Raw genomic sequence first — 15,586 nt, 5'->3', positions numbered from 1 at the left:
AGCTTGTCGAAGACGCCCCGTAACAGTGCTTCAAAAACGGTTCGTGACGCAATGACGAAGCTTCGATGACAGCGCAAAAAACAGCCGCCTGCAGATTTTTGCGCCAAACCGCCGTCGCCCGGAGCCAGCAGGACCGTTGCTCCGCCTCGCCTATTCCCCTCTGGGAAACCGCTGGTTCTCCTCCAGCACGTTGAGATCCATGTGGTTGCGCATGTAGCGTTCCGAGGCCTTTTGCAGCGGCTGGTAGTCCCAGGGGTAATAGGCGCCGTTGCGCAGCGCCTCGTAGGTGATCAGTCGCCGTTGCTGGCTCTCGCGCACCGCCGCGTCGAAGGCCGCAAGATTCCAGCGCGTTTCCGCCGCCTGACGCAGCCTATCGAAGGCTTCCTTCGCCGCTGGCCCGTCGCATCCGGGCTCCGCCGCCAGGTTGCACGCTTCGCCTGGGTCGGTCTCCAGGTCAAAGAATTCCGGCGGATCGATCTCGCAGAGATTGAGCTTGAATCGCCCCTCCCTGAGCGAGACCATCGGCGCCTCGGAGCCTTCGGCGGCGTATTCCATCGGTACGGGTCCGGACCGGCTTCCGGCGCGCGCCGTCGCCAACAGGCTCTGCCCATCGGCGAAGGGTGCGATGTCGGCGGCGTCGATGCCGGCGAGATCGCCCAGCGTCGGCAGCACGTCGAGGGTCGAGACCGGCACGGCCACCAGCCCGCTCTCGCCGCCCGGCAGGCTCAGCATCAGCGGTACGCGCGACGAGCCCTCGCGGAAACTCATCTTGAACCACAGGCCGCGCTCGCCAAGCATGTCGCCATGGTCGGAGACGAACAGGACAACGGTGTTCTCCGCCATCCGGCAGTCTTTCAGCACGCCGAGGATCTTGCCGATCTTTTCGTCGAGATAGGAGATGTTGGCAAAATAGGCCCGGCGCGAGCGGCGGACATCCTCGGGCGTGATCGCGAATTTCTCGAAATCGGACGCCTTCAGAAGCCTTTGCGAGTGCGGATCGTGTTCGGCGAGGGGGATCGGCCCGGTCGCGGGATCGAGATGGGCGCAATCCTCGTAAAGGTCCCAGAAGCGGCGCCGCGCCACATAGGGGTCGTGCGGATGGGTGAAGGATACGGTCAGGCAGAACGGCCGCTCGTCCTGTCCCCGCGCCAGATCGTAGAGCTTGGCGCCGGCGTGATAGGCGACCTCGTCGTCATATTCGAGCTGGTTGCTGATCTCGGCGGCGCCGGCGCCGGTGACCGAGCCCATGTTGTGATACCACCAGTCGATCCGCTCGCCCGGCCGGCGATAGTCCGGCGTCCAGCCGAAATCGGCCGGATAGACGTCGGTGGTCAGCCGCTCCTCGAAGCCGTGCAACTGGTCGGGGCCGACGAAATGCATCTTGCCGGAGAGGGCGGTGCGATAGCCCGCGCGCCGCAGATGATGGGCGAAGGTCGGGATCGAGGACATAAATTCCGCCGCATTGTCGTAGACGCCGGTGCGGCTCGGCAATTGTCCGGCCATGAAGGCGGCGCGGGCCGGCGCGCAGAGCGGGCTCGGCGTATAGGCGTTCTGAAACCGCAGCGACCGTGACGCGAGCGCGCCAAGGTTCGGCGTGTGCAAAAACTCCGCCGGCCCGTCCGGAAACAGCGTTCCGTTCAACTGATCGACCATGACGATCAGGATGTTGGGGCGGGCCATGGAGCGGGTCCTTCGCGGTGATTCACGTGAGACCGCCGAACGGATTGCCGTTGCGGCCTTAACCGCCCCGCTCCTACCACGGCAAACGGCCTCCGCGAACAGCGTCGAGCGGCCCTTCGAGAGGACCGCTCGGTCGTGCCAAGGTGGGTGAAGGTTGACGCCCCGCCCCAAGAAGCGATCTTGTCACCACCTTGGGACCGGGCAATAGCCGAAGCTTACTGCATCTGCCTCGCCATCTCGGCGAGCTTCGCCACCTCCTTGGGGTCGTCGAGTTCGATGCCGAGCTTGGTATTGACGGCGCGGACGGTCTCCTCGGTCACCGTATGATTCGCCGCCGTGGCCAGGAACTCCGCGGCCTTTTCCATGTCGTCGTCGGCCACGGCGTCCTTGTATGCGCCGAGTTGGCCAACCACCGAGCGCGAGGAGGCATTTTCCATCGCGGTCGCGGATGCGTGGGAGGCATTCAACCGGCCGAGCGAGGCAGCGGAGTTGCGATTCTCGCCGCTTTTGCCGTGAGCGTTCCCGCCACTGGCGCTTCGCCCGCCATTGCCGTTTCCATTCCCGCCGCCGCTGTTGCCGCCACCATTGCCGCCGCTGTTACCACCGCCGTTGCCGCCCCCGTTTCCACCACCATTACCGCCGCCTTTGCCTTGGGCCAGCACATCCGCCGACCCGACGGACAAATGGGTCCAGTCGATCGCAACCGGTGTGGCGGCAAGAGCCGCGCCAAGAAACAGGATCGTTGTGGTTTTCATCATTGCCGCTCTGGTCTTCATTGAAGGCCTCCTTGGTGATTCGGACGTGTGCCCGGCTAGCGAATTACCGACGCAATAGGGCGGCAAAGTGATTCCCGGTCACTGCGGCCCTGCGAGCCTCCGGCAGCCCGGCGCCTGGCCGTTTGCACCCCCTCCTCCGCGCGGCTAAGGTCCCGCCGCGACGGGCATTCGGGAGGAACCGCATCATGAATCAGGGGCTTGCGGAGAAACTGAATCCGACCGACGACGAACGGGCGGAGTTGCACGACCCGCTGTCATCCGGGTTTCCGGCCAGCCTCGAAGGCCGGCTGTTGTTCTGGATCGCGTTTTTCTTCTCGATCTTCCAGCTTGCGACGGCTTCGCATCTTCTCGATCTGCCGAGCCAGATCGTGCGGGCCGTCCATGTCGGTTTCCTCTGCCTGCTCGGCCTGCCGCTGATCGCCGCGATCAAGCGCGAAAACCCGGCTTCGCGCGCACTGTTCTGGGCGCTCGGCGTCGCCGGCATGGGGGTCGCCTTCTACCAATGGTGGGAATACGAGGCGCTGATCTTTCGAGCCGGCATGCCGCTGCCGATGGACACCGCCGTCGGCGTCGCCGCGCTGGCGATCCTGTTCGTCGCCACCTGGCGGATCATGGGGCCGGCGCTGCCGATCATCGCCGGGACGTTCCTCGCCTACACGCTGTTCGGCGAGTATCTGCCCTCGCCCTTTGTCACCCGCGGCTACGATTTTTCGCAGGTAATCGACCACATGGCCTTCGGCACCGAGGGCATCTACGGCATCCCGACCTACGTCTCGTCCACCTACATCTTCCTGTTCATCCTGTTCGGCTCGTTTCTCGAACGCGCCGGGATGATCAAGCTGTTCACCGACATCTCGCTCGGCCTCGTCGGTAGCGCCAAGGGCGGCGCGGCCAAGGTGGCGGTCATCTCCTCCGGCCTGATGGGCACAATCTCCGGCTCCGGCGTCGCCAATGTGGTGACCACCGGACAGTTCACCATTCCCTTGATGAAGCGTTTCGGCTACCGCGCCGCCTTCGCGGGGGGCGTCGAATCGACCGCTTCGATGGGCGGCCAGATCATGCCGCCGGTGATGGGCGCCGTCGCCTTCATCATGGCCGAGACTATCGACGTTCCCTACACCGCCGTCGTGCAGGCGGCGGTGGTCCCGGCGATCCTGTATTTCGGCTCGGTGTTCTGGATGGTGCATCTGGAAGCCGGCAAGCGCGGCCTGCTCGGCCTGTCGCGCGCCGAACTGCCCTCGCCGCTGGCGGCTCTCAGGAACGGCTGGTATCTGCTATTGCCGCTGATCGTTCTGGTCTGGCTGTTGTTCAACGGCTACACGCCGCTGTTCGCAGGCACCATCGGCCTCGCCCTGACGGCGCTTCTGATCCTCGGCGCGCCGCTCGCCGGGCGCATCTCTGTGCAGGCGCTGCGCTATGTGTTCTGGATCGGCCTCGGCCTGTCGGCCGCCGCCTTCTTTCAATATGGCATCATGCCGGTGATGATCGCGCTGGCGATCCTCATCGCCCTCTCGGCGCTGTTCAAGGGCGGTCGCGAGACGCTGATCTTGACCCGCGACGCGCTATCGGAAGGCGCCAAGACGGCGCTGCCGGTCGGCATTGCCTGCGCCATCGTCGGCATCATCGTCGGCACGATGACGCTGACCGGCGTCGCCAACACCTTCGGCCAATACATCGTCTCCGTCGGCGATACCTCGCTGTTCCTGTCGCTGGTGCTGACCATGATCACCTGCCTGATTCTGGGCATGGGCATTCCGACCATCCCCAACTACATCATCACCTCCTCGATCGCCGGTCCGGCCCTGCTGGCGCTGGGGGTGCCGCTGATCGTCTCCCACATGTTCGTGTTCTATTTCGGCATCCTCGCCGACCTCACCCCGCCGGTGGCTCTCGCCTGTTTCGCGGCGGCGCCGATCGCCAAGGCGCCGGGCCTGAAGATCTCGATGGAAGCGGTGAAGGTGGCGCTCGCCGGCTTCATCATTCCGTTCATGGCGGTCTACACGCCGGCGCTGATGCTGCAGGATGGTGGACCACTCGCCGATGCGATCGGCTTCTGGCCGGCGGTCATCTACGTCGTCATCAAGGCGTGCCTCGCCATCGGGCTGTGGGGCGCGGCAGCGATCGGCTTCCTCGTCGCGCCGCTCAAATGGTGGGAGCGGATTCTGGCCGCCGTCGCCGCCTTCACGCTGATCGCGGCGCTGCCGGCGACCGACGAAATCGGCTTCGGCCTCGCCGCGCTGGTGATCGGCTGGCACCTGTGGCAAGTGCGCAAGTACGGCGTGCCGGAAACGGTGAACCGCACCGGCGGACCCGGCGGTCTCGTGGAGCGGCCCGCTTCTGTCCAAGCCGCCGACGAAACGACGACACTGGCGCAATGATCTGCGTCCTCACCGCCGGCAAGACGATCGTGCTCGCCGCCTCCGCCTTCACCCTCGCCTGGACCCACTCGGTGGAAAAGACCAGCTGGCAGGAACGCTGGACCGCCGGGCCGGACGGGCTGACCGTGGTCGAGGGCCGCGTCGAGGGCTCCGGCGCCGGCATGGAGCCGCCGCCGGACGCGGTGCTCAAGGACGGCGCCTATGTCTATACGCCGCATCTCGCCGCCATCCCGGAGCTGGTGCTCGCCGCCTCCGGCGCGACCGGAGCGGGCTGGACCCTGTGCGCAGAGGGGAGTCCTGAGGGCACAGCTGGCGACTGCCTGACGCTCGGGGCCGAGCCTGCCGCGCCGATCGTGGTCCGCTGGTGCGACGCGGATAAGGCGGACGAGGTGGGAAATCCGTAGGCGGAGTCATCGCCTGCGCTGCTTCTGCAGCCGAAGGCAGCAAACGCCCTACCCCGCTGTCACCACCACCCGGCCCTTCATGCCGGCGCCCTCGTGCGGCAGGCAGACATAGTCGTAGGTGCCCGGCCGGGCGAATGTCCGCCGATAGATCCCGCCGGCCGGCAGTGGGCCATTGAACGGCCCCGCGCCCAGCGGCAGCCGGACATTGGCAGCATTCTTCGCCAGCGACGGATCGGCGGTCACGGTGTGGCCGAAGGGCGAGGCGTTGCGCCATTCGACGGTGTCGCCGGCTCTGACCTGGACAACCGCCGGACTGAACGCCAGCAGCGTCGTCGCGGAAATAACGGCCGCGACGCCCGGCGGCGGGCTCGTCGAACCGGCCGTGGCGCAGCCGCCAAGCGCGGCGAGGCCGGACAGGGCCGCGAGGCCGAGGACCTGGCGGCGGGACAGGCAGGAGCCGGCCGACGCGGCATCTGGGGATGATACAGGCATCGCAACCTCCCAAGCGGGCAGAGCGTTGCAGTTTACGCCTGCTGTGGACGTTCGGTAAGTTCGCTGGCGCCGCCGACGGCCCTGCGGCATCGTTTGGAGCATCACTTCGGCGGCATCGGTCCGCTATCCAGTCGAGGCAAGCATGCGATTTACAGAAGCCGTCCGCTCGGTGTTTTCGAACTACGCCATTTTCCAGGGCCGCGCGCCGCGCTCGGAATTCTGGTGGTTCGTGCTGTTCACCCTGATCGCCAGTTTTGTCCTAGGCCTCGTCGACAGCGTGATCGTCGGACCCATCCTCGGTTTGAGCCCGCTGAGCGGTCACGGCGCCCGCCCTTTGGACGCGCTGTTCACGCTGGCGGTCTTCCTGCCGACGCTGGCGGTGGCCGCGCGGCGGCTGCACGACACCGGCCGCTCGGCGTGGTGGCTGCTGGTCGGCCTGATCCCGCTGATCGGCTGGCTGGTCTTCCTCTATTTCGCCGCCCAGCCCAGCGAGGCGGTGACCAACGAATACGGCCCACCTCCACTGGGACGGCGCGAGGCCTATCGCTGACGGGTCTGCCAGTCCGGGTTGATCCAGGGTCGCAGTTCGGGCTCCGGCGCCAGCATCCCCTCGTCCAAGATATGGTCGGCGGCCTTTTCGCCGACCATCACCGACGGGCCGTTGAGATTGCCGTTGGTGATGCGCGGGAAGATCGAGCTGTCGGCGAGGCGCAGATTGTCGATGCCGATCACCCGGCATTCGGGATCGACCACGGCGTTGGCGTCGCTCTCGGCGCCGAGGCGCGCGGCGCCGCAGGGGTGATAGGCGCTTTCGGCGTAATGGGCGATGAAGCCGTCGAGGTCGGAATCGCTCTGTAGCGCTTCGCCCGGCTGGATCTCCGGCCCGCGATAGTCATCGAAGGCGGCCTGCGCGAAGAGCTCGCGGGTCAACCGAATTGCCTGGCGAAACTCGGTCCAGTCGTCGTCATGCGACATGTAGTTGAAGCGGATCGCCGGCTTGGCACCTGGATCGGCGCTGGTCAGCTGGATATCGCCCCGCGATTTCGAGCGCATCGGCCCGACATGGGCCTGGAAACCGTGGCCGGGGGCTGCCGCCTGGCCGTCATAGCGGATCGCGCCCGGCAGGAAGTGGTACTGGATATCGGGATAGTCGATGCCGGCGCGTGAGCGGATGAAGCCCGCCGCCTCGAAATGGTTGGTGGCGCCGTAGCCGGTGTGCAGCATCATCCATTCCAGCCCGACCCGGCCCTTGGAGAACAGGTCGAGATAGCCGTTGAGGGTGATCGGCTGGGTGCAGCTCTGCTGGATGTAGAGTTCGAGATGATCCTGCAGGTTTTGCCCGACGCCCGGGCGGGCAAGCCGCGTGTCGATGCCGACGCGGGACAGCTCGGCCGGATCGCCGATGCCCGAATGCATGAGGATCAGCGGCGAGTTGATGGCGCCGGCGGCAAGCACCACCTCGCGCCGCGCCTTGACGAGGCCGGTGGTGCGGCCGGATCGCTTCACCTCGACGCCAGTGGCGCGATTGCCTTCGAAGGCGACGCGCATGACATTGGCCTGGAGCAGCCGGCAATTGCCCCGCGCCATGGCCGGTCTCAGATAGGCGTTGGCCGCCGACCAGCGTCGGCCGCGCCAGATCGTCTGCTGCATCGGGCCGAAGCCCTCGGGGTATTCGCCGTTGTAGTCGTCGGTGACCGGATAGCCGGCTTGCCGCCCGGCCTCGACGAAGGCGCCATAGAGCGGGTTTTCCATGGCGCCACGCTTGACGTTGAGCGGGCCGGAACCGCCGCGCCAGGCCGGATCACCGCCATTTGCCGTCGTCGCTTGGCCCGTTCCGGGGCCGGCGCCCCCCTCGAAGCACTCCATGCGCTTGAAATAGGGAAGCACGTCGGCATAGGCCCAGCCGGATGCGCCGATCTCGGCCCAATGGTCGAAATCATGGGCGTGGCCGCGCACGAACACCATGCCGTTGATCGAGGAGGAGCCGCCAATGACCCGGCCGCGCGGGGTGGCGAGGCGCCGACCGGCGAGCGCCGGCTCGGGCTCGGAGCGGTAACCCCAGTCGTAGCGGGCCATGTTCATCGGAAAGGACAGCGCGCCCGGCATCTGGATGAACGGGCCGGCATCAGTGCCGCCGGCCTCGACGACGACCACGTCGTATTTTCCGCTTTCCGACAGCCGGTAGGCCAGCGCCGAGCCGGCCGAACCAGAGCCGACAACGACGTAGTCGGCTTCCTCGATGACTTTCATGTGCCGATCTCCGCGTCGATGTAGCGTTCAACCATCCGGACGGCCGCAGGTCCGTCGGGGGCGGTGAGCGGGGTCAGCGCCTGGCGCAGCCAGACGCCGTCGATCATCGCGCCGGTCGCCGCGGCGACCGGGATGGCCGCATCGGCGCCGAGGAGCGGTGCGAGGCCGGAGATCAGATTGGTCTCCAGCCGGCGGAAATACAGCCGCAATAGCCGCGCCGCCTCGGACGAGCGGCGGGCGTAGAGGTAGAAGACCAGCCAGGCGGCGATGGCCTCGCGGGAAAACTGGCTGGGATCGAAGCAGCCTTCGATGACGGCGCTGACCCGCTCGCGGGGTGTGCCGGCAGCAGTGAGCCGGCGGGTGAGGCCATCGCGAAAGCCGAACAGCAGATGGCGCATCGCGGCGATCATCAAATCGTCCTTGGCGCCGAAATAATGATGCACCAGCGCCGGCGACACCGAGGCGCGGGCGGCGATCTGCGCCATGGTGGTGGCCTCCATCGAGCCGGCTTCCTCGATGGCAGCAATGGCTGCGGTGATCAGCGCCTCGCGGCGGGCGGCCTCGAGGCCTGTCGCGGCGGGCCGGATGCGGGTCCATTGGTTCATGGCCGGCAGCATAGATCGATTGATTGATCCGTCAATCAACGATCGGTGACTGACGTCCGGAGTGGCGCCGGCGACGCGGGGAAAGACACTAGCAAAGCGTCGCCAGCCGCGCTTATGATCGAGCTGTCACGCGACCAACGCCCGCCGGGAGATGGCATCGCCGCCGACCCTGGCGCCCCGCCATGATGGGAAGGATCTGACATGCGACTGCTTTTCGCTTCCGCCGCCGCACTGGCGCTGACCGCCGCGAGTGGCGGCGCCGCGCTCGCCGAGTACAGACTGACGATCCTGCACACCAATGATTTTCACAGCCGCATCGAGCCGATCAACAAATACGATTCGGGCTGCGGCGAGAAGGACGCCGCCGAGAACGCCTGTTTCGGTGGCTCGGCGCGGCTCGCGACCGGCATCAAGGCCGCGCGGGAAGCGGCGGCGAATTCGATTCCCGTCGACGGCGGCGACCAGTTCCAAGGCTCGCTGTTCTATACCAAATACAAGGGCAAGGCGGCGGCCGAGCTGATGAACACGCTCGGCTACGAGGCGATGACGGTCGGCAATCACGAGTTCGACGACGGGCCAAAGGTGCTGCGCGCCTTCATGGAGGCGATCGACTTCCCGATCCTGCTCGCCAATGCGGATATTTCCAAGGAGCCGGAACTCGCCGACGCGCTGAAATCCTCGACGGTGATCGAGAAGGACGGCGAAAGGATCGGCCTGATCGGCATCACGCCGGCCGACACGGCCGAATTGTCGAGCCCCGGCCCGAACGTCAGTTTCGCCGATCCGGTGGCGGCCTTGAAACGCGAGGTCGAAAAATTGACCGGCGAGGGCGTCACCAAGATCGTCGTGCTCAGCCATTCCGGCTACGCGGTCGACCAGCGCGTCGCGGCCGAAGTACCCGGCATCGACGTCATCGTCGGCGGCCACACCAACACGCTGTTGTCGAACACCGACAAGAAAGCCAAGGGCCCCTACCCGACCATGATCAAGGGGCCCGAGGGCGATGTGGCCATCGTCCAGGCCTATGCCTATGGCAAATATCTCGGCCAGCTGGACGTGACCTTCGACGATGCCGGCATCGTCACCGCCGCCTCGGGCGAGCCGATCATCATGGATGGCGAGGTGGTCGAAGACAGCGCGCTGAAGACCCGAATCGCGGAACTGGCCAAGCCGCTGGACGAAATCCGCCAGAAGGTCGTGGCCGAGACGAGCGCGCCGATCGACGGCGGCCGCGACACCTGCCGGGCGGGCGAATGCCAGATGGGCAACCTTGTCGCCGAGGCGATGCTCGACCGGGTCAGGGACCAGGGCGCCGAGATCGCCATCACCAATGGCGGCGGCCTGCGCGCCTCGATCGACGCCGGTGAGATCACCATGGGCGAGGTGCTGACCGTCTTACCGTTCCAGAACACGCTGGCGACCTTCAAGCTGACCGGCACCGACTTCAAAAAGGCGCTGGAGAATGGCGTCTCCGAGGTCGAGGAAGGCGGCGGCCGGTTCCCGCAGGTGGCTGGGCTGAAGTTCACCTGGTCGAAAGCCGGCACGCCGGGCGAGGACCGGGTGACGTCGGTCGCGGTCAAGGAGGGTGATGGCTTCGTGCCGCTCGACCCGGAGAAGACCTATCTCATCGTCTCCAACGACTTCATGCGCGGCGGCGGCGACGGCTACAAGATCTTCGCCGACAAGGGGATGGAGGCCTATGATTTCGGCCCGGCGCTCGACGAGGTGGTGGCGCAGTATCTTGGCCGGGACAACGCCGCCTATGATCCCGCCACCGACGGGCGGATCACCGAGGAACAGTAGGCGCAAGCCTGCGACGATATAGGACATGAGGCCGGCGGGACGCGCCGGCCTCTTCGTGTCGAGGATAGGCCATGCCGCAAACGACCGTCTCGACCGCCGGATATTCCCGGTGGCACGCCCTGATCGGGCTCGTCATCGTCGCGCTGGCGGCGCTTGTCCTCTACGCCATGGGCCGCGAACCGATCTGCACCTGCGGCACGGTCAAGCTCTGGCACGGCGTGGTGCAAAGCTCGGAAAACTCCCAGCATCTGTCGGACTGGTATTCGCCCTCGCACGTCATCCACGGCTTCATCTTTTTCGGGCTTGGATGGCTGGTTTTGCGGCGCTGGTCGCTCGGCGCCCGGCTCGTCCTGGCACTCATCGTCGAAAGCGCCTGGGAGATCGCCGAGAACACCGACAGGGTGATCCAGCACTACCGCGAGGCGACGATCTCGCTCGACTATTTCGGCGACAGCATCGTCAATTCGGTCAGCGATCTCGGCTTCATGGTGCTCGGCTTCTGGCTGGCCGACCGGCTGCCGGTCTGGCTGACGGTCCTGATCGCCGTCACCTTCGAGCTGTTCACCGGATGGATGATCCGCGACAATCTCACCCTCAACGTCCTGATGCTGCTCTGGCCGATCGAGGCGGTGAAGGTCTGGCAGGGCGGGGCGTAGCCCTATGATCACAGCGCAGCCGGGCTTTCGCCCAGCTGCGCTAACGAGTCTGACGTTATTTCTTCTCGTTCTTTTCCAGCCAAGTCTGTAGCTGCTCGATTTCCTTCTCTTGATCATCGATCATCTTCTGAGCTAGCGCCTTCAATTCCTCGTCCTTGCCGTTCTCCAGCTCGACCTTCGCCATCTCGATCGCGCTTTGATGGTGGGGGATCATCATCTTCGCAAAATCGGTATCGGCATCCCCGGACATCTGGATGGCTCCCATCTGCTCCTGCATACGCTGCATGGCATCCATGTAGCCTTGCGAGCTTTGCGTTGGGGCAACGCCCTCTTGCATGGACATCGTCTGCCCCTGCATGTCAGCTTGGCCCTGCATCATCTTGCCCATATCGTCGCCGCCGGCCTTCTGGCCGTCCTGCGCGAAGCCGGCAACTGCCGGCAGAGCAAGAACGGCGGCGAGCGCCGCATTAGCGAGAAACTTGCGCATGGTCTTGATCTCCAGGTTGATTGCGGTGCCTCGCCAGGCCGATGCCGGGTCGGCCTTCGCAACACACACTCATCTATGACCGTTTGATGACGTCTAGCTGGCGATTACAGCAATTTCGGAACATGTATATTTTACTCATGGTAATATACCAATTTACAAATATAAATAATGCAAATTTATAGGATATATATGTTAATATCGTATAGATATAATATATCTTCTTGTCTATAATGGTATATTATAAGATTACAGAAATATAGCCAGTGACGCCAGTCAGTTTCGATGTGCCGCACCGCGGAGTCCGGCGTACGGCCATGACCACGATGGGCGATTGGGTGATTGTGCGGCGGACCCCCACACGCCCCTCCCCCGCCTTCCAGGTAAGCCCCCTGATGTCCGGCACTGGCACTCGCCTCGAAATGCCGCGCCGCCACGCAGCAAGACCGTGGATATCGTCCGATATGCCTTTCTTGTAATACGATGATTTACTGACGAATGGCGACCGAAGTTTATTTCGGAAATTATAGAACTTTCGGAAACTGACTGTGCCTGTGGCGCCGGTAATGTCCGTTTAATCGTAACCTGCTAGCAAAAGGCATGGCATCGCTTTGGCAATCCCTTTTTGCGAACCTCGCGCTCGTTGCGATCCTGGTCGTACTGTGGGACTTCATCAGCGAGTGGACGGGGCGGCTGTCGGTGCGGCTCCAGCCCCTGCTCCTGGGGCTCATCATGGGCGGCGGCGCCATCGTGTCGATGGCGACGGCGCAACCGCTGTTCCCGGGGTTTGTCATCGACCTGCGCGCACCGTTGGTGGCCGCCGCGGCCTTCTTCGGCGGTCTGCCGGCAGTGGCCGTCGCCGGGACGGCAACCCTGATCTACCGTCTGCATCTTGGCGGCGCGGGCGTGCCAGCGGGCGTTCTTGATCTGCTGATCGCTTGCCTTGTCGGGCTTGCCGGTTTCTGGTGGACGCGGTCTCGGCCCAAGACGACCAGCCTTATCCTGATCGTCGCGCTCGTGGTCGCGTTTTCCCGACTGCTCGCCTATGTCGCCGTCCCGGCGGACATGCGCATGGCGCTTCTCGCAAGCACCGGATTTCCGCTCGTCGCGCTCACCTTCGTCAGTACGGTACTGATGACCGTCGTGTTGCAATGGCAGGCGCGGCGGCGCGACCTGTTGACCTCCAACCTGATCTACCGGGCGATGGTGCGTGAACTGCCCGACTGCCTCAACGTGAAGGATATGGAGGGCCGGTTCGTCGTCGCCAACCCGGCCACGGCGACGCTGATGCGGGCGGACACCGCGGAAGGCCTGATCGGCAAATCCGACTTCGACTTCTATCCAGCCGACCTGGCGGAAAAATTCCGGCAGGACGAAGCCGCCATGTTGAAGCGCGGCAAACCCGAGCGCGTCGACCAGGAGACGCTATTGCCGAACGGAACGACCGGCTGGCTTTCGACGCTCAAGGTCCCTCTCAGGAATGAACAAGGCCGCGTCGTCGGAATTATCACCTACAATCGCGACATCACCGAGATGAAGCGCGCGGCTCAGGTCAAGGCCGAATTCATCGCGACCGTCAGCCACGAGTTGCGCACGCCTTTGACCTCGATCCGCGGCTCGCTTGGCCTCGTCGCCGCCGGCATGGCGGGGGAACTGCCGGCCAAGGCCGCCCGCCTGGTCGAGATCGCGCACGATAACAGCGAACGTTTGGTGCTGTTGATCAACGACATTCTCGACATGGAGAAGATCGAATCGGGGAAGATGCAGTTCGATCTGAGGCCCACGCCCCTTCGTGACTTGATCGAGGGCGCCATCAGCGCCAGTGCCAACTATCTCCCCGAGCGACAGATCCAGACCGTACTGATCGACGACGCTCCGCGCGCGCAGGCGAACATCGACCCCAACCGCCTGCATCAGGTGCTTGCCAACCTTCTGTCGAACGCGATCAAATTTTCTCCGGTCGGAGCAACGGTCACGGTGAAGATCGGACGACGCGAGGGCGGCCGGCTGCGCCTTTCGGTGATCGACACGGGACCGGGCATCGAGGACGCGTTTCGGGAGCGGATTTTCGGCAAGTTCGAACAGGCGGATGCCTCCGATACACGGGAGAAAGGTGGCACCGGCCTCGGCCTCAGCATCGCCAAGGCCATTGTGGAAAAGCTCGATGGCACGATCGGCTTCGACACACAGTTGGGCGCGGGGACCGTGTTCTACGTCGATCTGGCGGAATTCCTCGCCGCGTCGAGGGAACTCGAGCTTCCGCCGGAGTCCGGCGATCTCCGGCCGCGGATCTTGCATGTAGAGGACGACGAAAGCGTTCTCCACATCATGTCGATGGGATTGGGGACGGATATCTCGATCGCGTCAGCGCGCTCCTTGACCGAGGCTCGGCAGATTCTTGCCCACAGCCAGTTCGACGTCGTCATCCTCGATATCGCGCTGCCCGACGGATCGGGGCTCGATCTGCTGCCGGATCTACCCGAACAGACTGCGGTGATCGTCTTCTCGGCGGCGGAGATCAGCCGCGATGTGCATGCGCGCGTCAGGGCGACGGTGACCAAGACGCGGTCGTCGGAACTGGACGTGGCGAGACTCGTCAAGAGTTTTCTACCCGCGTCGGCTCTATCGCCCGGCGCCTAGAGCATCGGGGCCGCGAGGCAGCAGAACGGCGACACCATCGCCTGACTTTGACAGAATCGCGCAAATGGCGGAGGAGACCCCGCCGCTGACTTCACGCCTGCGCGCTTTCGACCGGGGTGATCGCCACACGGTGAGGAGAAGCCCTACCCCCCCTCCGCGTAGAGCACCCGGTGATCCAGCAGATAGCGCGCGAAGAGCGGCAGGCTGGCCGAGCCGATCTCGCGGGCGCTGGAACCGATCGTGCCAGGCCGGATCTCCAGCGGCGTCAAGCCCTTGCGCTTGAGGTTCGCCATCGCCCGTTCGGTTGTCGCGACCAGGCGCGCGCGCACGGCCGGCGGAAAGCCGCCGTCGATGACCGCACATTCGAAATCATAGATCGAACTCGCCGCAACGAAAGCATGGGCGAGCCCCTCCCCGGCGATCGCCAGCCAGCGATCGAGGATGGGGCCGAGCCCGTCCCAGGCCGCATCGCTTCGCCAGATCGCACTTGGATCGCCGCCATCTTCGGCGATCATCTTCTCCAGGACAAAGATCGAGGCGACGTTTATCAGTTCGTCGAATCCGCCCGTGTCGGAACCCGCCACCCTAGCGCGGGGTACCGGCATCGGTCCGAGCGCCGCGGCATTGCCGGTCCGACCGGTGACGACGTCGCCACCGATGACAAGCCCGCCGCCGACGAAGGCTCCGACGAAGACGTAGAGATAATCCGACGAGCGCGTGGCGCCGAAGACGTTCTCGGCAGCGCAGGCGGCGGTCGCGTCGTTGGCGAGATGAACCGACAGGCCGGTCGCTTCGCCCAGGAGCCCGACAATGTCGGCGCTGCGCCATTCGTCCATAATCGTCGCCGGTGCGTCGATTTCGTCGGCCCACGACCACAGCTCGAAGGGCATGGCGACGCCGAGGCCGACGATCCGCGTTCGCAATTCCGGCTCGATCGCGGCGACGACGCGCGCCGCGGCAACGGCGACGAAGTCCAAGACGGCGTCGAGCTTGGGATAGGCATAGGTGCGGCGTTCGCGCGCTCGTATAACGCCGACGAAATCCATCAGCACCAGCTCGACCGAGCGCCGGCCGATCTTGACCCCCAGTGAGAACACCCCGTCGGGGTTGAGCCGCATCGGCACCGAGGGCTGGCCCACCCGGCCGCGACGAGGCTTTTCGCGCAGCACCAGATGTTCGGCCTCCAGCGCGCGCATGATCACCGACGCGGTTTGCGGCGACAGGCCGGTGTGCCGGGCGATATCGGCCTTGGCCAGCTCGCCGTGGCGGCGGATCAGCGTCAGCACGGCGCGCTCGTTGTGGGCCCTCAGGCCGGCCTGGTTCGAGCCGCGCATGCGTTCGTCGCGACGTGTCGCCGCGGCTGTCTCGCCGGCCGTCGTGTGATCCATGCGTTCCTCCCCAATCCCCAAACCGATCGC

13 protein-coding genes are annotated in these 15,586 nt (G+C 65.1%); 6 read left to right on the top strand and 7 right to left on the bottom strand.

The genetic code is table 11. The features are described 5' to 3' along the window. Positions 1–150: 150 nt before the first annotated feature. Both betC and VQ044_RS06090 read right to left on the bottom strand, forming a co-directional pair. Positions 151–1,680 (bottom strand): choline-sulfatase, encoded by a 1,530-nt coding sequence (gene betC, locus VQ044_RS06095; RefSeq protein ID WP_327646038.1) that lies wholly within the window; start codon positions 1,678–1,680, stop codon positions 151–153. Between the two features lie 215 nt (positions 1,681–1,895). Next, positions 1,896–2,456, bottom strand: coding sequence for a hypothetical protein (locus tag VQ044_RS06090; protein ID WP_327625225.1), 561 nt, complete (start codon positions 2,454–2,456; stop codon positions 1,896–1,898). 185 nt (positions 2,457–2,641) lie between these two features. On the opposite strand from VQ044_RS06090, the gene VQ044_RS06085 reads away from it, so the two are divergent. Further along, positions 2,642–4,834 (top strand): TRAP transporter permease, encoded by a 2,193-nt coding sequence (locus VQ044_RS06085; RefSeq protein ID WP_327625223.1) that lies wholly within the window; start codon positions 2,642–2,644, stop codon positions 4,832–4,834. Continuing rightward, positions 4,831–5,238, top strand: coding sequence for a DUF1850 domain-containing protein (locus VQ044_RS06080; RefSeq protein ID WP_327646037.1), 408 nt, complete (start codon positions 4,831–4,833; stop codon positions 5,236–5,238). Before VQ044_RS06085 ends, VQ044_RS06080 begins: the two co-directional genes overlap by 4 nt. 48 nt (positions 5,239–5,286) lie before the next feature. Here VQ044_RS06080 and VQ044_RS06075 read toward each other — a convergent pair whose 3' ends face one another. Further along, entirely contained in the window at positions 5,287–5,730 is a 444-nt protein-coding gene (locus VQ044_RS06075) for a cupredoxin domain-containing protein (protein WP_327646035.1), read from the bottom strand. Between the two features lie 142 nt (positions 5,731–5,872). On the opposite strand from VQ044_RS06075, the gene VQ044_RS06070 reads away from it, so the two are divergent. Next, positions 5,873–6,280 carry a DUF805 domain-containing protein gene (locus VQ044_RS06070; RefSeq protein WP_327646034.1) on the top strand — a complete coding sequence of 136 codons (408 nt, stop codon included), beginning with the start codon at positions 5,873–5,875 and terminating at the stop codon, positions 6,278–6,280. On the opposite strand, the gene betA is transcribed toward VQ044_RS06070, so the two are convergent. Together betA and betI are read right to left on the bottom strand one after the other, a co-directional pair. Continuing rightward, positions 6,271–7,980, bottom strand: a complete 1,710-nt coding sequence (gene betA, locus VQ044_RS06065; protein ID WP_327646032.1) for a choline dehydrogenase — start codon at positions 7,978–7,980, stop codon at positions 6,271–6,273. The two genes, VQ044_RS06070 and betA, sit on opposite strands and share 10 nt — an antisense overlap. Continuing rightward, positions 7,977–8,585, bottom strand: a complete 609-nt coding sequence (betI, locus tag VQ044_RS06060; protein ID WP_327625218.1) for a transcriptional regulator BetI — start codon at positions 8,583–8,585, stop codon at positions 7,977–7,979. The genes betA and betI overlap by 4 nt, the downstream gene beginning before the upstream one ends. A 201-nt stretch (positions 8,586–8,786) precedes the next feature. On the opposite strand from betI, the gene VQ044_RS06055 reads away from it, so the two are divergent. Together VQ044_RS06055 and VQ044_RS06050 are read left to right on the top strand one after the other, a co-directional pair. Further along, entirely contained in the window at positions 8,787–10,388 is a 1,602-nt protein-coding gene (locus VQ044_RS06055; protein ID WP_327650872.1) for a bifunctional metallophosphatase/5'-nucleotidase, read from the top strand. A 71-nt stretch (positions 10,389–10,459) separates the two neighbouring features. Further along, positions 10,460–11,044, top strand: coding sequence for a DUF2585 domain-containing protein (locus VQ044_RS06050; protein WP_327646030.1), 585 nt, complete (start codon positions 10,460–10,462; stop codon positions 11,042–11,044). A 55-nt stretch (positions 11,045–11,099) separates the two neighbouring features. Here the strand turns inward: VQ044_RS06050 and copM are convergent, their stop codons facing one another. Beyond that, on the bottom strand, positions 11,100–11,531 hold the full coding sequence (gene copM, locus VQ044_RS06045; RefSeq protein ID WP_327646029.1) for a CopM family metallochaperone: 432 nt from the start codon (positions 11,529–11,531) through the stop codon (positions 11,100–11,102). Positions 11,532–12,128: 597 nt separating this feature from the next. Between copM and VQ044_RS06040 the strand changes: the two genes are divergently transcribed. Then, a complete protein-coding gene (locus tag VQ044_RS06040) occupies positions 12,129–14,168 on the top strand; it encodes an ATP-binding protein (RefSeq protein ID WP_327646028.1) in 2,040 nt (679 codons plus the stop codon). Between the two features lie 143 nt (positions 14,169–14,311). On the opposite strand, the gene VQ044_RS06035 is transcribed toward VQ044_RS06040, so the two are convergent. Next, entirely contained in the window at positions 14,312–15,556 is a 1,245-nt protein-coding gene (locus tag VQ044_RS06035) for an ROK family transcriptional regulator (protein ID WP_327646027.1), read from the bottom strand. Positions 15,557–15,586: the final 30 nt, after the last annotated feature.

Origin of the sequence: Aurantimonas sp. C2-5-R2 (assembly GCF_036549495.1) — a bacterium.
Lineage (GTDB): Bacteria > Pseudomonadota > Alphaproteobacteria > Rhizobiales > Rhizobiaceae > Aurantimonas > Aurantimonas coralicida_A.
This window is presented reverse-complemented; position numbering and strand designations above follow the sequence as displayed.